The organism is Oceaniglobus sp. K40-3 (assembly GCF_055808395.1).
Map to the genome: position 1 here is coordinate 3315616 of NZ_CM147868.1, position 19185 is coordinate 3334800.

General features: G+C 62.5%; 14 protein-coding genes, 1 pseudogene and 1 riboswitch. Of the genes and pseudogenes, 6 read left to right on the forward strand and 9 right to left on the reverse strand.

The window, feature by feature from the left end:
* The first annotated feature begins 12 nt into the window (after positions 1–12).
* Genes AC0L7P_RS17240 through AC0L7P_RS17255 form a run of 4 tightly spaced genes read left to right on the forward strand, consistent with a single transcriptional unit; the run spans position 13 to position 4567 of the window.
* Positions 13–990, forward strand: a complete 978-nt coding sequence (locus AC0L7P_RS17240) for a BMP family protein (RefSeq protein ID WP_473433824.1) — start codon at positions 13–15, stop codon at positions 988–990.
* A gap of 49 nt (positions 991–1039) precedes the next feature.
* Complete coding sequence (locus AC0L7P_RS17245; RefSeq protein WP_473433825.1) at positions 1040–2599, forward strand: ABC transporter ATP-binding protein; 1560 nt, start codon at positions 1040–1042, stop codon at positions 2597–2599.
* Positions 2589–3626: an ABC transporter permease gene (locus AC0L7P_RS17250; protein ID WP_473433826.1), complete on the forward strand. Its 1038-nt coding sequence runs from the start codon at positions 2589–2591 to the stop codon at positions 3624–3626. Before AC0L7P_RS17245 ends, AC0L7P_RS17250 begins: the two co-directional genes overlap by 11 nt.
* The gene (locus AC0L7P_RS17255; protein ID WP_473433827.1) at positions 3623–4567 is read left to right on the forward strand and encodes an ABC transporter permease; all 945 of its coding nucleotides are present in this window, start codon (positions 3623–3625) and stop codon (positions 4565–4567) included. The genes AC0L7P_RS17250 and AC0L7P_RS17255 overlap by 4 nt, the downstream gene beginning before the upstream one ends.
* Before the next feature lie 79 nt (positions 4568–4646).
* On the opposite strand, the gene AC0L7P_RS17260 is transcribed toward AC0L7P_RS17255, so the two are convergent.
* The 3 genes from AC0L7P_RS17260 to AC0L7P_RS17270 all read right to left on the reverse strand — a co-directional run bounded on the left by AC0L7P_RS17260 (position 4647) and on the right by AC0L7P_RS17270 (position 9251).
* A complete protein-coding gene (locus tag AC0L7P_RS17260; RefSeq protein ID WP_473433828.1) occupies positions 4647–5270 on the reverse strand; it encodes a sulfite exporter TauE/SafE family protein in 624 nt (207 codons plus the stop codon).
* 184 nt (positions 5271–5454) lie between these two features.
* Positions 5455–7164 (reverse strand): hydantoinase B/oxoprolinase family protein, encoded by a 1710-nt coding sequence (locus AC0L7P_RS17265; protein ID WP_473433829.1) that lies wholly within the window; start codon positions 7162–7164, stop codon positions 5455–5457.
* Positions 7161–9251, reverse strand: a complete 2091-nt coding sequence (locus tag AC0L7P_RS17270) for a hydantoinase/oxoprolinase family protein (protein WP_473433830.1) — start codon at positions 9249–9251, stop codon at positions 7161–7163. The genes AC0L7P_RS17265 and AC0L7P_RS17270 overlap by 4 nt, the downstream gene beginning before the upstream one ends.
* A 266-nt stretch (positions 9252–9517) precedes the next feature.
* Here AC0L7P_RS17270 and AC0L7P_RS17275 point away from each other — a divergent pair, with 266 nt between their 5' ends.
* Positions 9518–10822 carry an MATE family efflux transporter gene (locus AC0L7P_RS17275; RefSeq protein ID WP_473433831.1) on the forward strand — a complete coding sequence of 435 codons (1305 nt, stop codon included), beginning with the start codon at positions 9518–9520 and terminating at the stop codon, positions 10820–10822.
* A 69-nt stretch (positions 10823–10891) separates the two neighbouring features.
* Positions 10892–11034, forward strand: a riboswitch (FMN riboswitch).
* A 73-nt stretch (positions 11035–11107) separates the two neighbouring features.
* A complete protein-coding gene (locus AC0L7P_RS17280; protein ID WP_473433832.1) occupies positions 11108–11995 on the forward strand; it encodes a DMT family transporter in 888 nt (295 codons plus the stop codon).
* Between the two features lie 140 nt (positions 11996–12135).
* Here AC0L7P_RS17280 and AC0L7P_RS17285 read toward each other — a convergent pair.
* From AC0L7P_RS17285 to AC0L7P_RS17310, 6 genes and pseudogenes are all read right to left on the reverse strand, one after another.
* A pseudogene (locus AC0L7P_RS17285) lies at positions 12136–13393 on the reverse strand (DEAD/DEAH box helicase).
* A gap of 48 nt (positions 13394–13441) precedes the next feature.
* Complete coding sequence (locus AC0L7P_RS17290; RefSeq protein WP_473433833.1) at positions 13442–13633, reverse strand: hypothetical protein; 192 nt, start codon at positions 13631–13633, stop codon at positions 13442–13444.
* A gap of 74 nt (positions 13634–13707) precedes the next feature.
* Positions 13708–15507, reverse strand: a complete 1800-nt coding sequence (gene lepA / locus AC0L7P_RS17295; protein ID WP_473433834.1) for a translation elongation factor 4 — start codon at positions 15505–15507, stop codon at positions 13708–13710.
* A 183-nt stretch (positions 15508–15690) separates the two neighbouring features.
* Positions 15691–17118, reverse strand: a complete 1428-nt coding sequence (gene gndA / locus AC0L7P_RS17300; protein ID WP_473433835.1) for an NADP-dependent phosphogluconate dehydrogenase — start codon at positions 17116–17118, stop codon at positions 15691–15693.
* A complete protein-coding gene (locus AC0L7P_RS17305) occupies positions 17115–18017 on the reverse strand; it encodes an SMP-30/gluconolactonase/LRE family protein (protein ID WP_473433836.1) in 903 nt (300 codons plus the stop codon). Before AC0L7P_RS17305 ends, gndA begins: the two co-directional genes overlap by 4 nt.
* A 105-nt stretch (positions 18018–18122) precedes the next feature.
* Positions 18123–19163, reverse strand: a complete 1041-nt coding sequence (locus tag AC0L7P_RS17310; protein WP_473433837.1) for an L-idonate 5-dehydrogenase — start codon at positions 19161–19163, stop codon at positions 18123–18125.
* Between the last annotated feature and the right edge of the window lie 22 nt (positions 19164–19185).

Here is a 19185-nt window from a genome sequence, read left to right on the forward strand (position 1 = left end):
AAAGGAAACGCTATGAGATTGAAAAGACGCACGTTCCTGCAAACCGTATCGGCCGCCACCGCCGCCGGGCTTTACGCCCCCGCCGCCATCGGGCAGGCGAAACTGAAAGTGGCAGGTATTCACGCCAGCCCGGTTGAAAACGCCTGGAACAGCCGGTTGCACGCCGCCCTGCTGGACGCGGCCAGCGACGGAAGCATTGATTATGTCTTTTCCGAAGGGGTCAGCGGCACCGATTATGGCCGCGCCATGCGGGAATACGGCGAACAGGGCGTCGATCTGATCGTCGGTGAAGCTTATGCGGTGGAGCAGGAAGCCCGTGAAATCGCAGCCGATTATCCGGAAGTGGCCTATTTGCTCGGCTCATCGGGCGGCCCGTCGGGCGATAATTTCGGCACCTTCGGCACCTGGACACACGAGGCCGCCTATCTGGCCGGGATGCTGGCCGCCCCCATGAGCAAGACGGGCACATTCGGGGCCGTCGGGGCCATTCCCATTCCAGAGGTGAACCTGCTGATCAACGGCTATCGCGCCGGGGTTACAGCCGTGCGCCCGGATGCCGAGCATCTGGTCGGGTTCATCGGCACATTTTTCGACCCGCCCAAGGCGCGTGAGGCCGGATTGGCCCAGATCGACGCAGGCGCGGACATTCTGTTCGGCGAGCGGATCGGCACGGCGGACGCGGCCAAGGAACGGGGTGTTCACGCCATCGGATCGCTTATCGACTATACGCCGCGCTATCCCGATACGGTGTTTGCCAACGCCATGTGGTATTTCCGCCCGCTGCTGAACGCCGCCGTGGCTGACAAGCTGGCCGGGAACGCAACAGGACGGGATTACACCCCCTATTGCCTGATGAAAGAGGGCGGCAACGACATCGTTTTCGCGCAAGGCATGGTTCCTGCCGATGCCATCGGCCCAATGGAAGAGGTGCGCGCCGCGATCAAGGCCGGAACATTCGAGGTGGCCGTAAACATGGAAGAACCCACCTGATTTTCACGGGGTCGTGCCAACGCGGCGTGGCCCCTTTCGGCAAGGTTGAATGAGTATTTCTATCAGTAAAAAGCAGGGTCTCGCGGTTTCTTCCTCTTGTGTTTTATCACTGGAGGGGATCACCAAGCGGTTTGGTCCGGTGGTCGCCAACGAAGACGTGTCGGTCCATTTGGCCAAGGGCGAGGTTCTGGCCCTGTTGGGGGAAAACGGCGCGGGCAAAACCACGCTGATGAACATTCTGTTTGGCCATTACATGCCGGATTCCGGCACCGTTTCGGTGAACGGGCGCGCCCTGACCCTGGGGCGCCCGCGCGACGCCATCGCGGCGGGGGTGGGCATGGTTCATCAGCATTTCACGCTGGCCCCCAACCTGACAGTTCTGGAAAACGTGATGACAGGGACAGAACCCCTGTTTGCGGTAAAATCACGCAGTGGTGTCGCACGGGACAGGCTGAAGGCATTGTGTGATCGGTTCGGGCTGGCGGCGGACCCAGATGCCCGGGTCAGCGATCTGTCGGTGGGACAACAGCAGCGGGTCGAGATTCTCAAGGCGCTGTACAACAATGCAAAAATCCTGATTTTGGATGAACCCACGGCCGTTCTGACCCGTCCGGAGGCGGATAAGCTGTTTTCTGTCCTGCGCGGAATGGCGGCTGAGGGGCTGTCGATCATTTTTATTTCCCACAAGCTGAACGAGGTAATCGAGGGCGCGGACCGGGTTGTGGTTTTACGCGCGGGGCGGGTCAGCGCCGAGCGTCTGACTGAGGCCACCTCGAAAGAGGAACTGGCCGAGCTGATGGTCGGGCGCCGGGTGGAACGCCCGCGGCGCACCGATGTGACACGGGGCGCGGCCATCGTGCAGGCGCGGGGTGTCGATGTGGCGGTGGACGGGCGCAAGGTGCTGCGCGGGCTGGATTTTACCCTGCACGAGGGCGAGGTTCTGGGCATCATCGGCGTGTCGGGCAACGGCCAGACCACGCTGGCCCATTTGTTATCGGGGCTGGCGCATCCCAGCGGCGGCACGCTGGAGCTGTTTGGCACGCCCATTGGCGGGGCCGCCCCTGGCGATCTGATCGCGAAAGGCGTGGCGCGCATTCCCGAAGACCGCAACACCGAGGGTGCCGTGGGTGATTTCAGCCTTTGGCAAAACGCGGTGCTGGAGCGGTTGGGCGATGCCCGGTTCGCGCGGCATGGGATTGTGCGCGCAGCAGCGGCGCGGGCGTTTTGCGCCGATGTGATTGCCCGGTTCGATGTGCGGGGTGGCACGCCTGATACGGTCACCCGCAACCTGTCGGGGGGCAATATGCAAAAGCTGATCTTCGGGCGTAATCTGTCCGACGGTCCCGCGGTGTTGATCGCGGCGCAACCGACACGGGGGTTGGACGAAGGCGCCATCGCCGCTGTCCATTCCGAGATTTTGGCAGCGCGCGCCAATGGTTGCGCGGTGCTGCTTATTTCCGAGGATCTGGACGAAACACTGGCACTGGCTGACCGGGTGCAGGCCATCGTCAAGGGGCAACTATCGCCTGCGGTGTCGGGCGACACTCTGAACTCACAGCGATTGGGCCTGATGATGGCTGGCGAATGGGAGGGCCTGGATGCGGTTTGAGAGACGCACCACCCGCCCTGCCCTGCTGACCATTGGCGCACCGGTTCTGGCGCTGGCCTTTGCCCTGATCGTGGCAGGCGGGTTGATCGCGCTGTCTGGCGCGCCGGTGCTTGAGGCGTATTGGCGCATCGGGGTTGGCGCTTTTGGCAGCAAACTGGCGATCACCGAAACCCTCACCCGGGCCACGCCGCTGATCCTGACCGGGCTGGCGGCGGCAGTGGCGTTTCGCGCCAAGGTCTGGAACATCGGGGCCGAGGGGCAATTCTATATCGGGGCGCTGGCCGTGGCGGCCATGGGGGGCGTGGTTCCGGGCGTCATCGCCATTCCGGCGCTGTTGATCATTGGCGCGCTGGCGGGGGTTGTTCTGTTGGTCGTTCCGGTGATGCTGCGCCTGCGCTTCGGGGTGGATGAGGTGGTGACGACGCTGTTGCTCAACTTTATCGTGCTGCTGTTTGTCTCGCTCGCCATTGAAGGGTTCCTGCGCGATCCGCTTGCGTTCGGGTGGCCGCAATCCATTCCGGTTCCACCCGAGGCGCGCCTGCCCAAGCTGGTGCCCAAATCCCGCCTGCATCTTGGGTTGATCATCGCCGTGGTTGTGGCGCTGGTGGTTTGGGCGATCCACCGGTTTACCGTATTCGGCCTGCAATCCCAGGCGGCCGGCACCAACGCAGAGGCGGCCCGCTTTGCCGGGGTGCCGATCAACGCAACCCTGATCAAGGTCGCCTGCCTGTCGGGTGGGTTGGCCGGGTTGGCCGGCGCGATCGAGGTGCTCGGGGTCAAGGGCCACGTTTCAACCGCCCTGTCGCCGGGGTTCGGATACACCGGAATCGTGGTGGCGATGCTGGCCAATCTGTCGGCCATCGGGGTGATCTTTGCGGCATTGTTCGTTGCCGCCATGTTCGTGGGCGCCGACGGGATGAGCCGGGCCTTGGAAGTGCCCAGCTTTATCGCGGATGTCACCACGTCACTTGCCCTGCTGGCGATGCTGGTGGCACTGTTTTTCACCCAATACCGGATCACCAGATGAGCGACCTTTTCGATATTCTGCTGACCGCCGGTTTGTGGGTCTCGGTGCTGCGCATTGCCACGCCGTTGATTTTTGGCACCCTCGGCGCGGTGGTGTGCGAACGGGCCGGGGTGCTGAACCTCGGGATCGAGGGGATCATGACCTTCGGCGCGATGGTCGGCTGGCTCACGGTGTTTCACACCGGTGATCTGTGGTCCGGGGTGGCGGCGGCGGCGGCCTGCGGGGCGCTGTTCGGGTTGCTGCATGCCCTGCTGACCGTCAATCTTGGGCTTTCTCAGCATGTGACCGGCCTTGGCATCACTCTTTTTGCCTCCTCGTCCAGCTATTACATCTTTCGCCTTGCGGTGCCGGTGCAAGGCACCCCGCCCACGATCGAGGCGTTTGCCAACTATCCCCTGCCGCTTTTGTCTGACCTGCCGATCCTCGGCCCTACATTGTTCACCCAGACACCGCTGACCTATCTGGCGATTGTCTGCGTCGCGCTTCTTGCCTGGGTGATGGCGCGCACGCCACTCGGCCTTGCCATCCGCATCACCGGGGAAAACCCCCATGCCGCCGAGGCGCAGGGCCTTGACCCGATCCGTATCCGTATCGGCGCGGTGGTGGTTGGTTCGGCATTAATGGCCGTGGGGGGCAGTTTCCTCACCCTTGCAGCCTTCAACAGCTTTTTCCCGACCATGGTGCAGGGGCGCGGCTGGGTCTGTATCGCGCTGGTGGTGTTCTCCACATGGCGGCCCATGCGCGCCTTGTTGGGCGCACTGCTGTTTGCGCTGTTCGATGCCTATCAGCTGCGGCTGCAAACGATCTTTGGCAAGGCGGTGCCCTATCAGCTTTTCCTGATGCTGCCCTATGTCCTGTCCATCGTCGCGCTGGTTGTCATGTCGCGCCGCGCCCGGGTGCCACAGGCCTTGATGAAACCCTACCGGCGCGGCGAACGGTGACCTGGCATCAGCGCCCGGCTTTTTACTGATCCAAATACTCCCCGCCGGAGGCGTCCCGCACCCACCACAGGTGCAACACTCAGGTGAAAAGGTACGACACCACCAGTACAAGCCCGATTCCGGCCACAGCGATGCGCATGGGGGTTTCAGGCAGATGTTTCGTCAGATGCCCCCCCAGATAACCACCAATCAACCCGCCCACCAAAACCGTTCCGGCGGCGCGCCATTCCACAAGCCCCGAAAATGACAGAGGCACCATCGCCACCGAATAGATGAAAAATGCCGTGAGATTCTTGAGGGTGTTGGCCTTTTGCATGGTCAGACCGCCCGCCACCGACAGCACCGCGATCAGCATGAACCCAAGACCCGCGCCGAAATAGCCGCCATAAAGGCCCATCGCAAACATCAAAATCTGCGATACTTTCTGCAACCGCCCACCGGGAAAGACCCGCTGCATCACCGTGGTCAGGCGTCGCCCCATGAGGATTGCGCCGACCGACAGCACCAACAGCACCGGAATCACCGCCAAAAACGCCTTTTCCGACGAAAATATCAACGCAACCGCCCCCAGAAACCCGCCGATCAGCGCCGGGAGCATCTGGGCGAACATCTTGCCCGGTGCCTCGAATAACCCTTTGCGATTGACCCAGACCGCCGCGATTTGCGCTGGCCACATGCCCACCGCCCCCGTGGCATTGGCCATCAGGGGGGCATTCCCGTGGCCAGCAACATGGGAAAGACGAACAGTTTCGCGCCCCCGGCTGCGGCATTGACAATACCCCCCACAACACCGGCGAAGAAAAACAGCAATAATTCAGACATGGGCACTCCTGCACGGCATTGAATGGGGCCTTATCCCGCATTTCGCGCAGGATGGCACCCCCGGATCACTCGACCGGGTCGCCCCGGCGCACTGCCTCGGCCACGTCGGCGATGTCATCCGCGCTCAGCCCATAGACCCCGGCAGCGATCTTGGCCGAGATATAGCCACGCGCCAGATCGCGTTTCACCTCGGCCATGGGCCGCAGTTTCGGATCGCCGTATCCCGCGCCGCCCGGCAGGCCCAGCAACACGCGCCGCCCATGGGGGACGAATTGTTTGCCCTTGCCGCGCATGGCAGCGCCATCGTCACGGGCGATGGTCGTGGCGCCGCCGTCGTGGCCCCCCTGACGCCCCCGCGCCGGGTGATCCACCCGATCAAACATCGCCTGGAAATCAAACTCGTGACCTTCGCGCCCGCCCACCTCCATGAACTGGCCCAGCCCCCCGCGCCGATGGCCCGCACCGCCGCTGTCGGGGCGCAACTCCTTGCGCCAGATGATGACGGGACCGGCATGTTCGGTGGCCTCGATCGGCATGGTCATCACCCCTGACGGGAATGCCGTGGCGTTCAGCCCGTCAAACCCGGGCCGCGCCCCCGATCCGCCGGAATTGAACGCCAGAACCTCGGATCGCAGGGCATCATCCGGCGCGGGCGCATCTGTGCGCGGGCGCAGGGAAACCTGAAAATTGCACAGGCACCCGGCCCCTTCGGCAGGAACAACGCCGGGCAATATCTGATCGAGCGCGGCATACACCGTGTCGGGCACGAAATGGCCGATGATATGGCGCAATGCCACCGGCGCGGGATGCACGGCGTTTACGATGGTCCCTTCGGGGGCCACCATTTCGAACGGCGCCAATGACGCCGCGTTGTTGGGAATTTCCGGCGCGATGGCGCATTTCAGGGCATAACAGGCATAGGCCTTGGCATAGACTTTGGGGCAGTTGATCCCCTTGCGATCCACCCCAGAGGTGCCTGCGAAATCCGAGATGATCCGGTCGCCCTCGATGGTCAGGGTCACACGCAGAGTGATTGGCGTGTCAAACCCGTCGATCACCATTTCACCCGTGGCACTGGCGCGCGGCAGGGCGGCGATCCGTTCCAGCGTGGCGCGGCGTGAATTTTCAAGAATGAACCCGGCAATCCCGGTCAGATCATCAAGCCCGAATTCGCCCATCATTTCGACCAGCCGGCGGTGGCCGATTTCGTTGCAACTGGCCAGCGCGTAAAGATCGCCGACCAATTGCCCCGGTTCACGCACATTGCCCCGCACGAGGCGCAGCAGGGTCTGATCGACCGTCCCGCGCTCTGCGAATTTCATGATCGGAACATACAGCCCCTCTTCATAGACGCTGGCGCCATCGGCCCCAAACCCGCGCCCGCCCACATCAACCACATGGGCGGTGCAGGCAAAGAATCCCACCAGCGTGCCGTTCAGAAATGACGGGCTGACCATGGTGAAATCATGCAGGTGGCCGGTGCCCTCCCACGGGTCGTTGGTGATATAGACGTCACCCTCGAATATATTGTCGCGCCCGATCCGGCGGATAAAATGCGCCACCGCATCGGCCATGGCGTTCACATGGCCCGGGGTGCCGGTCACGGCCTGGGCCAGCATCCGGCCCTCAACGTCATAAACCCCCGCCGAAAGATCGCCCGCCTCGCGCACCGAGGTGGAAAAGGCGGTGCGCACCAGGGCCTGCGCCTGTTCCTCGACCACCGAAATCAGGCGGTTCCACATGACCTGATAGGCGACATTGCTGGGCTGGGTCATTGGGTGCCTCCTTTGGTTGGGGTCACGTCAAGGGTGCCGTCAGACTGGGCCATGGCGCGCCGCCCGGCGGGAACAGCGATCGTGGTTTCATCCTCGACGATCAGGGCCGGCCCCGCGACAGTGGCCCCCGGGGCCATGGCGGCACGGGCCACCACCTGTGCATCCATCACACGGCCCATGGCTGCATCAAACAACGCACGGCTGCCCCCGGACGGGGCCGCCGCGCCGACCGCCACCGGGGCCGCGGGCGTGACCGGCGCGGGCGGTGTGGTGGCATTGACCGACCAGACGGTGATTTCCACATCCATGCCCGCCACAGTGCGCGCGAACAGTTTTTCGTAATCCGCCTCGAACAGGCGCAGGAAGGTGGCCGCGTCGGGGGCTTCGGCCTGCGCCGCGCTCAGCACCACGGGGATTTCCCAGCCCTGCCCGGAATAGCGCATGTAGACCTTGTATTCGCTGATGATCTCGCTTTTTGCGTCGCAGGATCGCACAAACCCCGTCGCCTCGTCCCGCAATTCGGCCAGCAGGGCGGCAATGCGCACGGGGTCGAAATCCGACAGTTTCATGTAAACCGAGCGGTTGGATTCAAAGCTGAACGGGGCGCGCAGAAACCCGATGGCCGAACCGACCCCGGCCCCCTGCGGCACCAGCAACCGATCCACCCCCAGTTTTTGACACAGGCGCGCGGCGTGCAGCGGGGCGGCCCCGCCAAAGGCGATCATGGTATAGCCTGACAGATCCTCGCCGTTTTCCACCGCGTGAACCCGCGCGGCGTTGGCCATGTTTTCATCCACCACCTCGGCCAGACCAAAGGCCGCCTCGTCCCCCTCCATCGACAGGGGCGCGCCCAGATGTTCGGTCAGGGCGGCGCGCGATTTTTCGGGGTACAGGCGGATCGAACCTGCGGCGAAATTGTCGGGGTCCAGCTTGCCCAGCACCAGATCGGCGTCGGTCACGGCCGGACGGGTGCCGCCCCGTCCGTAACAGGCCGGCCCCGGTTCCGAACCGGCGCTTTCCGGCCCGACCCGGATCTGGCGCATGGCATCCACATGGGCCAATGATCCGCCCCCGGCGCCGATTTCAACCATGTCGATCACCGGAATGGAAATCGGCATCCCCGACCCTTTCTTGAACCGATAAGTGCGCGCCACTTCGAACACCCGGCTGGTTTTCGGGGTCTGGTTCTTGATCAGGCAGATCTTGGCCGTGGTGCCGCCCATGTCGAACGACAGCACCTTGTCGATCCCATGGCGCGCCGCAATGTCGGCGGCAAATACCGCCCCGCCTGCCGGGCCGGATTCCACCAGCCGCACCGGAAATTCGGCAGCATTCTCAAGCGAGATAATCCCGCCGCCCGAGTGCATGAGAAAAATATCGCACCCCACGCCTTCGTCCGTTAACCGCCCCTTAAGACGGCCCAGATAGGATTTCATCAGCGGTTTGATATAGGCATTGGCAACCACCGTGTTGAACCGTTCGTATTCGCGCATCTGCGGGCTGACCTCGCAGGACAATGACACCATGGCACCCGGCATCCGCTGAGCCAGCACCTCACCGATCAGGCGTTCATGGGCGTCGTTCAGATAGGAGTGGATCAATCCAACCGCGACGCTTTCATAACCGCCCTCGGCGATCCGATCGACCAGCGTTTCAACATCCGCGCGCTTGAGGGGGATCAACACATCGCCTTGTGCATCCATCCGCTCGGCCACGGTAAACCGCATCTGCCGGGGCAAAAGGGGCTGGGGCAGTTCAAGGTTCAGGTCATATTGTTCAAACCGCGATTCCGTGCGCATTTCAATGACATCGCGAAAGCCTTCGGTGGTGATCAGCGCGGTTTTCGCGCCGCGCCGCTCAATCAGGGCATTGGTGGCCAGGGTGGTCCCGTGGATGATCTGCCCGATTTGCGACGGCGCAACCCCCGCCTTGGCACAAACCTGCCCCATCCCGTCGATGATCGCATCCTCGGGGGCGCCATAGGTCGTCAGAACCTTGGTCGAAAACGAGGTATCCCCATGTTCCAGAACGACATCGGTAAAAGTCCCGCCAATGTCCACGCCCATCCGAATCGAAACCGCCGTCATGAATGCCCCCAGTTGTTGCCCCGCACCCTAGACGGGACCGCGGGGGGATTCCAATGTTTTCTACCCGGTTGGGTGCTGCCCCGGATGTTGGCTTGTCCACGAAAATCGCCGCGCGCAATCCTCTGGGCAATGAACCGCACACCACAGGCATCATTCCCTGCAGTGGTTGACACGCCGCTTGCCGGGGGTGCGGCTCTCGGCTACCGGTTGGTGATGTCCGACTCACCCCCACCCCCCTGTCGCGGGCCGGCCACGCCCGTGCAATCATGACCCTTGGCTTGCCCCTGATCGCAAGCCATGTGGCGCAGTTCGCCATTTCGCTGACCGATGCGCTCATGCTGGGGTGGTATGATGTGAATGCGCTGGCCGCGCAGGTTTTGGGCGGCACCATGTGGTTTGTGCTGTTCCTGTTCGGCTCGGGCTTTGCCTTTGCGGTCATGCCCATGGTGGCACAGGCCAACGAAATGGGTGACGGGGTGCAGGTGCGCCGTGTCACCCGGATGGGTATCTGGGTGTCGATGATTTTCGCCGGGCTGGCGGCACCGTTTCTTTTGGTCTCCAACGTCTGGCTCGGCGCCATGGGGCAGGATCCGCTGATCGTTGATCTGGCGTCCTCATATCTCGACATCGTGGCCTGGGCACAGTTTCCGGCCCTTGGGGTGATGGTGCTGAAAAGCTATCTTGCCGCGCTGGAGCGCACGCGGGTGGTGATGTGGGTGACCATAGGCGCCGTCGGGGTGAATATTATCATCAACTATGTGCTGATTTTCGGCCATTGGGGCGCGCCCGAACTGGGGATCGAAGGCGCGGCCTATGCCTCGCTTTCGGTGAACATCGTGTCGTTGCTTGGGTTGGCGGCCTATGCCCGCTGGGCCACGCCGGAACATCAATTGTTCGTGCGCCTGTGGCGCCCGGATTGGGAGGCGTTCGGTCAGGTGTTTCGCCTTGGCTGGCCCATCGGGCTGACCAATCTGGCCGAGGTGGGGCTGTTTGCCGCCTCGTCGGTGATGATGGGCTGGATCGGGCCAATCACCCTGGCCGCCCATGGGATCGCGCTTCAGATCACATCCTTGACGTTCATGGTCCATATCGGGCTGTCCAATGCCGCCACGATACGCGCCGGTCAGGCGGTGGCGCGCCGCGATGTTGGGCGCTTGCGCCGCGGCGCTGTGGTGGCAATTGCCCTGTCCATGGCGGTGGTGGTGCTGACCGTGATCCTGTTCCTCACCCTGCCCCGCCCGATGTTGGGGCTGTTCCTTGACCCGGACGATCCGGCCCGTGCGCAGGTGTTGGTGATCGGCGTTGGCCTGCTGGCCGCTGCGGCGCTGTTTCAACTCATGGATGCGGCGCAGGTCATGGCGCTTGGCCTGTTGCGCGGCTTGCAGGATACCCGGGGGCCGATGGTGATCGCGGTGATCTCTTACTGGGTCATCGGTGCCCCGGCGTCCTATGCCCTTGGGTTTCCTCTGGGGCTTGGCGGGGTCGGCATCTGGCTCGGGCTTGCTGTGGGGCTGGGCGTGGCCGGAATGCTTTTGATGCTGCGCTTTGTTCTGCGGATGCGCCGCCTCTGACCCAAACACGCGCCATTGCGCGGCGGGTTTTCCACTGCTAGGAATTTCCGGTCGCACCATGGGGTGCGGCGATGTTCTCAGGGCGGGGCGAAATTCCCCACCGGCGGTAAATCACAGAACGTGAAAGCCCGCGAGCGCCCGCCTTGGCGGGGTCAGCAGATCCGGTGCAACTCCGGGGCCGACGGTCACAGTCCGGATGAAAGAGAGCGGGTTTCAGGCGTCGCATCAGCGGCGCCCTGTCCTGTTTTGCCTTGGGTCTTGTGCGTAAGGAAAAAGGACAACGCCATGACTCAGATACTTGAAATGAACCGGCCACTGGCGGGTGCGCTGTGGATGATCGGGGCCGGAGCGATTTTCGCGCTGATCAATATCACCGTGCAGGGCGCGACGATGGCCCTGGGCCAAGGTTCAACCGCCGTCGCCTTTTGGCAATATTTCATCGCGCTGCTGATCGTGCTGCCGTTTGTCGCCACTCAGATGCGCGGCGCATTGCGCGGGCGTCATCTTGGCTGGCATCTGTTGCGTGTCGCATTGGCGGCGGGGGGCGTGCAGCTTTGGGTGCTGGGGCTGGCCCATGTGCCGATCTGGCAGGCGATCGCCCTTGTCATGACATCGCCGTTTTTCGTAACCGCCGGTGCCGGGCTGTTTCTGGGCGAACGGTTAAGCGCGGCGCGCTGGGGCGCGGTCGCCACGGGGTTTGCCGGGGGCATGGTCATTCTGGCGCCATGGTCCGACGGGTTTGGCCCTGCCGTGTTGTTTCCGCTGGGTGGCGCGCTGCTCTGGGCCGGATCGTCGCTGGTGACGAAAAGCCTGACAGGGCGCGAAACCCCCGAGGCGCTGACCCTGTGGTTGCTGGTCTTGCTGACCCCGATCAACGCCGCCATCGCCATGGGTGACGGGTTTGCCCTGTCGGGTGATGCGATCTGGCTGGTGCTGGTTGCGGGCATCCTGACGGCGGTGGCGCAATATGCGCTGGTGCGGGCCTATGCGGTGGCGGATGCGGCCTATCTGCAACCCTTCGATCATCTGAAACTGCCGATGAACGTGGGGCTTGGCTGGCTGGTGTTCGGGTTTCTGCCCGAGGGGGCCATGTGGATCGGATCAATCATGATCCTTGGGGCGTCCCTGTGGCTGGTGCGGGTTGAGGCGATGAACGCCCCGCAGCCTGCCTAAAGCGTTTCGACTTTGCACTGAAACATCACAGATCGCTTTTCGCGTTCGACCGAAGGGAGAGGCAGCGAACAAGCGATTCAAGGTTAAGTCGAAACGCTATTGAAAAACGCCCGCCCCGGTGCATCGGGGCGGGCGCGGCATCATGCGGCGCGGCGGCGGCGGCGCTGGCCGCTGTTGCCTGCGGGCTTGGCGCCCTGCGGTTTACGATTGCCCTGCGGTTTACCGCCGTTGCCCCCCCCGACGACGGGCCGGTTTGGCGGCGCCCACCACCTCCCACGGGCGGCCAGAAGCCACTTCAATGCTTTGTTTTACAACCTTTTCGATGTCCTTGAGATAGGGCATCTCATCAGGCGCGCAGAATGCGATGGCCTGACCGCTGGCCCCGGCGCGCGCCGTGCGCCCGATCCGGTGAACATAGTTTTCGGCCACGTTGGGCAGGTCATAATTATAGACAAACATCACCTCGGGGATGTCGATCCCACGGGCCGCAACATCGGTGGCGACGAGAATCTTGATCTTGCCCGATTTGAAATCGGCGATGGCGCGGTCGCGCTGCCCCTGGCTTTTGTTGCCGTGGATCGAGGCGGTGGAAAACCCGGCACGATCCAGATTTTTCATCAGTTTTTCGCTGCCATGCTTGGTGCGCCCGAACACCAGCGCCCGTTCTTCGGGGTGCTTTTTCAGCAATTCCATCAACAGCCCCTGCTTTTCGGACTGGGCGATGAAATGCACCGATTGGCTGATGTTGTCGGCGGTCTGCCCCGGTCGGGCGACCTCGATGCGGACCGGATCGGTCAGATAGGCGGATGCGATTTCATTCATCTGCTTGGGCATGGTGGCCGAAAACAGCATGGTCTGGCGATCCCTGGCCAGCAGCGGCGCGATTTTGCGCAGGGCGTGGATAAACCCCATGTCCAGCATCTGATCCGCTTCGTCCAGCACCAGAAATTTAGCGTCCGACAAGGTGACGGCGCGCCGGTCCAGAAGATCCATCAGGCGGCCCGGAGTGGCGACCAGCAAATCAACGCCACGCTCCAGCCGGTTGATCTGTCGGTTGATGGAAACGCCGCCCACGACGATGGCCACCGAAAGGTGCGACCCACCCGTATAGGCGCGCAGGTTTTCAGCGATCTGGTTGGCCAATTCGCGCGTCGGCGCAAGGATCAGACCATGGGCCGAACGCGGCTTGGGTTTGACCCCCAGTTTGCTCAGCGTGTGAATCAGCGGCAGGCCAAACGCCGCCGTCTTGCCGGTGCCGGTCTGCGCGAGGCCCATCACATCGCGCCCGTTCATGGCATGGGGAATGGCCTGTTTCTGAATCGGCGTCGGATCGGTGATGCCAAGGGCCGTGAGGTTTGAAACGATCTTGGGCGCAAGGCCCAGCATGTCGAAATCCATAGGATGTCCTTTGTTGCGCCCGCCAGAAAGCCGAGCGCATGAATACGATTACGCGCCGGGAATTGCCCGGGCGTCGTGCAGGTTGCGCCGCGATCTGACCTTGGGGGCCGGATGCCCCGAAAAGCCGTCAAAGCGCTGCCCCCCTGCGTGATGTGGGAAACTGTAAATCGTCGCGGCCCCATAATCGGCCCGGTTCGGGCAGCTCTGCTCACGCGGCAGAGGGCGGCGGTTGGGGGCCATATCGGCCCCTGCGCGCGGAAAGTCAAGCGGTGTCGCACAGATGCCGCCGATTGATGGCGCTGTGCGGTGCGCTGTCAGTCGTCCATCTTCAGCGCGTTGATAAACGCCTGTTGCGGAATCTCGACCTTGCCAAACTGGCGCATCTTCTTTTTACCCGCCTTCTGTTTGTCCAGCAGCTTGCGCTTGCGGGTCGCGTCACCACCGTAACATTTGGCGGTCACATCCTTGCGCATGGCCGAAAGCGTTTCACGCGCAATAACCCGTCCGCCGATGGCAGCCTGAATCGGGATCTTGAACATATGGCGTGGGATCAGCTCTTTCAGCTTTTCGCACATGGCTCGTCCGCGCATTTCGGCGCGGTCCCGGTGAACCATCATCGACAGGGCATCGACCGGTTCATCGTTGACCAGCACCGACATTTTCACCAGCGCATCCTCGCGATAGCCGAGCATCTGATAATCGAAGCTGGCGTAACCCTTTGTTACGGATTTCAGGCGATCATAGAAATCGAACACCACTTCGTTGAGAGGAAGATCGTAAACCACCATGGCGCGCGACCCGGCATAGGTCAGGTCAAGCTGGATTCCGCGCCGATCCTGGCACAGTTTCAGGACATCGCCCAGATATTCATCGGGAACAAGGATCGTCGCCTTGATCCGGGGTTCCTCGATATGGTCGATATTCGCCGGATCGGGCATGTCGGCGGGGTTGTGCAGCTCTTGCTCACTCTCGTCACGCATGAAGATCTTATAGACCACCGACGGGGCAGTCGTGATCAGGTCGATGTTGTATTCCCGTTCGATCCGGTCGCGGATCACCTCAAGGTGCAGCAGGCCAAGGAAACCACACCGGAAGCCAAAGCCAAGCGCGGCAGAGGTTTCCATTTCAAACGAGAAGGAGGCATCGTTCAACGCCAGTTTTTCAATCGCGTCGCGCATATCTTCAAAATCGGCGGCATCCACCGGGAACAACCCGCAAAACACCACCGGAATCGACGGTTTGAACCCCGGCAGCGCTGTGGTGCAGCCCTTTTTCTCGGTGGTGATCGTATCGCCCACCCGGGTGTCGCGCACCTGTTTGATCTGGGCGTTCAGGTATCCGATTTCACCGGGGCCAAGCTCGGGCACGTCTTCCATCTTGGGGCGGAACACACCGACATTGTCGACCGCATAAAGGCCGCCGGTTTTCATCATCTTGATCTTGTCGCCCTTGCGCAGCACCCCATCGATGATCCGCACAATAACGACAACCCCAAGATAGGCATCATAATAGCTGTCCACCAGCATCGCCTTGAGAGGCGCGTCGCGGTCGCCCTTTGGCGCTGGCAGGCGATGCACGATCGCCTCAAGAACCTCGGGGATGCCAAGGCCGGTTTTCGCGCTGATCTGGATCGCGTCCGAGGCATCAATGCCGATCACATCCTCGATCTGTTCGGACACCCGTTCAACATCGGCAGCGGGCAGATCGACCTTGTTGAGAACCGGAACGATTTCGTGGTCGGCATCAAGGGCCTGATAGACGTTGGCCAGGGTTTGCGCCTCAACCCCTTGCGAGGCGTCCACCACCAAAAGCGATCCTTCAACCGCCCGCATGGAGCGGCTGACCTCATACCCGAAATCGACGTGGCCCGGGGTGTCAATCAGGTTCAGCGTATAGATTTCGCCATCCTGCGCCGGGTAATCAATGCGCACGGTGTTGGCCTTGATGGTGATTCCCCGTTCCCTCTCGATGTCCATGGCATCGAGTATCTGCTCTTTCATGTCACGTTCCGCCACTGTGCCGGTCAGCTGAATCAGCCGGTCGGCAAGGGTGGATTTCCCGTGGTCGATATGCGCCACAATGGAGAAATTGCGGATATTGGAAAGCTTGGTCATCTGATCAGGGCCCGTCGCGAGGTTCAGATGCCGTGAATGGCGATTGATCCGGGGATTTGCAAGGGGAATAGGGGCGCGCGGCGCTGTTCCGGCCGGTAAGTTGGCGGGACAATCAAGGTCGCGCTGGGCCGACCACCCCCGCCCGGAATCGGCAGGAGCGGCCACAGAAGCGCCAAAGACGGCCTAGAGGTTCAATGCCCAGGGGCCGTGATAATCCTTGCCGTCGCGGTCGGTCCGTTCAAACCCGTGGGCGCCGAAGAAATCGCGCTGGCCCTGAATCATGTTGGCGGTGCTGCGCCCGGTGCGCATCATGTCGAACCAATTCAGCGCCGCCGAAAGTGCGGGCACCGGCAACCCGTGGGACAACGCCGTCGCCACGGTTTTGCGCAACGCGGGGGTGTGACGCTCGATCAGCTCGCGGAAGAACGGGGCGAAAATCAACGTATCGTCCGGCGCTTCGGTCAGCGCGCTGGCCATATCATTGAGCATGGAAGAGCGGATGATGCACCCCTCGCGCCAGACGCGGGCAACCTCGGGCATGGGCAGGCCCCAGTCAAACTGCGCCGAGGCAGCGTTGAGCAATTCAAACCCCTGCGCATAGCACATGATCTTGCCCGCGATCATCGCGCCTTCCAACACCTCGTCAGACAGCACGCCCTCGGGCAATGTCATGGGTGCGGCGCCAAACACATCCTGCCCGCGCTGGCGCAGGGGCAGCCGGGATGAGGCATTGCGCGCAAACACCGCCGCCTCGATCACGGGGATGGCCGCGCCCAGATGTTGCGCCTCGATCACCGTCCAGCGCCCGGTTCCCTTTTGCCCCGCGCGGTCAAGGATGATGTCGAGCATGGGTTTGCCGGTGTCGGGGTCAGCGGTCGAGGCCACCTTGCCGGAAATCTCGATCAGGTAGGATTGCAGCGGGCCGTCGTTCCATTTGGCAAATGTTTCGCCAATGGCGGCAGAATCGCGCCCCATACCATCGCGGAAAATGCCATAGGTTTCGGCGATCATCTGCATATCGGCGTATTCGATACCGTTGTGCACCGCCTTGACGAAATGGCCCGCGCCGCCGGTGCCCATCCAGGTGGCGCAGGGAACACCTTGATATTTCGCCGCAATCGCCTCAAGCACCCCGGCGACGCGATCCCAGTGATCCTTTGGACCGCCGCCCATGATGCTGGGGCCGTGGCGCGCCCCTTCTTCGCCGCCCGAAACGCCCATGCCGATGAACGGCACGCCTGCCGCTTCGGCCTCGGAGGCGCGGCGGTTGGTGTCGTGGAAATTGGCATTGCCCGCGTCGATGATCAGATCGTCATCGTTCAACAGCGGGCGCAGGGCCGCGATCACCTTGTCCACCGGCGCGCCGGCATCAACCATGATGATCACGGCGCGTGGCGTGGCCAGCGCGGCGACGAAGGATTCCAGCGTTTCACAGGGGGTCAGCCGTTCGGCCAGGGCCGGTTCGCTGGCGCGGGTGTGGGCGATGAAATCGTCGGTTTTGGCAGTGGTACGGTTGTAAACCGCCAGCGGCTCGGCGTTTTCGGCGATGTTCAGGGCCAGGGCGCGGCCCATGGTTCCAAGGCCGATCAGGCCGATACGAGGTTGAGTCATGGTGTCTGGGCCCCTTGGCGGTTCAGTGAAATGGCATAAAGACTGGTGGTGGCGGTGATGAACAGGCGATGTTTTCCCCGCCCGCCAAAGCAGATGTTCGACACGATCTCGGGCACATGGATACGGCCCAGCAAAGTGCCATCGGAGGCAAAGCAATAAACGCCGTCCCCTGCCGATGACCACAGGTTGCCATCGGTATCGCAACGGATACCATCCGAACACCCCACCGGAACGGTGCAAAACACATCGCCGCCGGTCAATGCCCCGTCAGGCGCCACATCATACACACGCACGTTTTGCGCATCATCGCTGTACATCCGGCCCGTATCGACCACATAAAGCCGGGTTTCGTCGGGCGAAAAACACAGCCCGTTGGGCGCATTGATGCGCGGTGTCGGGATATGGGTCAGGGTGCCCGTCCTGGGATCGGCACGATACACCTGAAGCGGCAGTTCCTCTTTGGCCGCGAAACCTTCGTAATTTGTCATGATCCCGTAATGGGGATCGGTGAACCAGATGGTGCCATCGGATTTCACCACCACATCATTGGGCGAATTCAAACGCTTGCCGTCAAACCCGTCGGCAATCACGGTGATGCTGCCGTCGTGTTCGGTGCGCGTGACCCGGCGCGTTCCATGTTCGCACGACACCAACCGCCCCTGCCCATCACGGGTGTGACCGTTGGAAAAATTCGATGGCGCGCGATAAGTGGTGATCCCGGTTTCATCGTTCCAGCGCAAAATGCGGTTATTCGGGATGTCGGAAAACAACAGGCAATCTGCATCACCAAACCACACCGGCCCCTCGGCCCAGTCAAACCCGGTGGCAAGGCGTTTGAGCGGCGCATTGAACAACACAAATCGCTCAAAGCGGGGGTCATCGGCGGTATAGAATGTCATGGCATATCTCCCGGAGGGCGCGGTTTCACAGCTATCTTTGGGGCGGTATCAGGGGAATTACAAACGGTGACATTCCAGCGCACCCCGCACAGAAATGAACCAGGATCAGCCAAGGGAAATCTGCACCTTCATGGCGCGCGACCGGTCCCCGGCCAGTTCAAATGCCTCAATGGCGCGATCAAGGGGCAGGGTTTGCGTGATCAGGGGGGCAACATCAATCAGCCCCTTTTGCATCAACGCCACGCCGGTGCCAAATTCACCGTGAAACCGAAAACAGCCGGTCCAGCGCAATTCCTTGGCCGTCATCAACTGCACCGGCAGGGTCATATCACCCCCAAGCCCGATCTGCATGATCACCGCCCCCGGGCGCAAGGCCGCGATGGCCCCGCTCAGGGCAACCTGCGCGCCGGTGCATTCAAACAGCACATCGAACTGCCCCTTGTCCGCCTCCCAGCGGGCCAGGCCATCGGGCGTATCGGCCATATTCACCGTGAAATCGGCCCCATTGGCCGCCGCGATGCCAAGGGTGAAATCCGACAGATCCGTCGCGACAATCTCTTTCGCCCCGGCCCGGCGCGCCGCCAGAATACACAGCAGCCCGATTGGCCCGCACCCGGTGACCAGCACCCGCTTGCCCAACATTTCACCGGCGCGGCGCACCGCATGCAGACACACCGCCAGCGGCTCGGCCATCGCGGCCTGCGCCGGGGTAAGGCCATCGGCGGGGGCGCATTGGCGGGCATCGGCGATCAGGCTTTGACAGAACGCGCCCTGAATATGGGGAAACGCCATGGCCGAGCCATAGAACCGCATGTTCATGCAATGCTGATGGCTGCCTTCCTGGCAAAACCGGCAGGTGTAACAGGGCCGCGATGGTGACACTGCCACCAGTTGCCCCACCTTCAGGCTGCTCACTCCGGCACCCAATGCCTCTATATGCCCCGACACCTCGTGACCAAGGATCATCGGCTCGCGCAGGCGCACGGCGCCAAAGCCGCCATCCTGATAATAATGCAGATCCGACCCACAGATCCCCCCCACCGCCATGCGCAACCGCACCTCTCCGGGCTGCGGCACGCCAACCTCGACGGGTTGAATCCGCAGATCGCGGGGGCCGTGAATGACAATGGATTGGGCGTGGGTCATGGGGCTCCACTGGATGCGCCGA

Excerpts from the sequence above, each read along its gene's own strand:
- AC0L7P_RS17260 (WP_473433828.1), bottom strand. The coding sequence starts at position 5,270 with ATGGCCAATGCCACGGGGGCGGTGGGCATGTGGCCAGCGCAAATCGCG.
- AC0L7P_RS17290 (WP_473433833.1), bottom strand. The coding sequence starts at position 13,633 with ATGGCCCCCAACCGCCGCCCTCTGCCGCGTGAGCAGAGCTGCCCGAAC.
- AC0L7P_RS17250 (WP_473433826.1), top strand. The coding sequence starts at position 2,589 with ATGCGGTTTGAGAGACGCACCACCCGCCCTGCCCTGCTGACCATTGGC.
- AC0L7P_RS17305 (WP_473433836.1), bottom strand. The coding sequence starts at position 18,017 with ATGACATTCTATACCGCCGATGACCCCCGCTTTGAGCGATTTGTGTTG.
- AC0L7P_RS17310 (WP_473433837.1), bottom strand. The coding sequence starts at position 19,163 with ATGACCCACGCCCAATCCATTGTCATTCACGGCCCCCGCGATCTGCGG.
- AC0L7P_RS17280 (WP_473433832.1), top strand. The coding sequence starts at position 11,108 with ATGACTCAGATACTTGAAATGAACCGGCCACTGGCGGGTGCGCTGTGG.
- AC0L7P_RS17265 (WP_473433829.1), bottom strand. The coding sequence starts at position 7,164 with ATGACCCAGCCCAGCAATGTCGCCTATCAGGTCATGTGGAACCGCCTG.
- gndA (WP_473433835.1), bottom strand. The coding sequence starts at position 17,118 with ATGACTCAACCTCGTATCGGCCTGATCGGCCTTGGAACCATGGGCCGC.
- lepA (WP_473433834.1), bottom strand. The coding sequence starts at position 15,507 with ATGACCAAGCTTTCCAATATCCGCAATTTCTCCATTGTGGCGCATATC.
- AC0L7P_RS17275 (WP_473433831.1), top strand. The coding sequence starts at position 9,518 with ATGACCCTTGGCTTGCCCCTGATCGCAAGCCATGTGGCGCAGTTCGCC.
- AC0L7P_RS17240 (WP_473433824.1), top strand. The coding sequence starts at position 13 with ATGAGATTGAAAAGACGCACGTTCCTGCAAACCGTATCGGCCGCCACC.
- AC0L7P_RS17270 (WP_473433830.1), bottom strand. The coding sequence starts at position 9,251 with ATGACGGCGGTTTCGATTCGGATGGGCGTGGACATTGGCGGGACTTTT.
- AC0L7P_RS17255 (WP_473433827.1), top strand. The coding sequence starts at position 3,623 with ATGAGCGACCTTTTCGATATTCTGCTGACCGCCGGTTTGTGGGTCTCG.
- AC0L7P_RS17245 (WP_473433825.1), top strand. The coding sequence starts at position 1,040 with ATGAGTATTTCTATCAGTAAAAAGCAGGGTCTCGCGGTTTCTTCCTCT.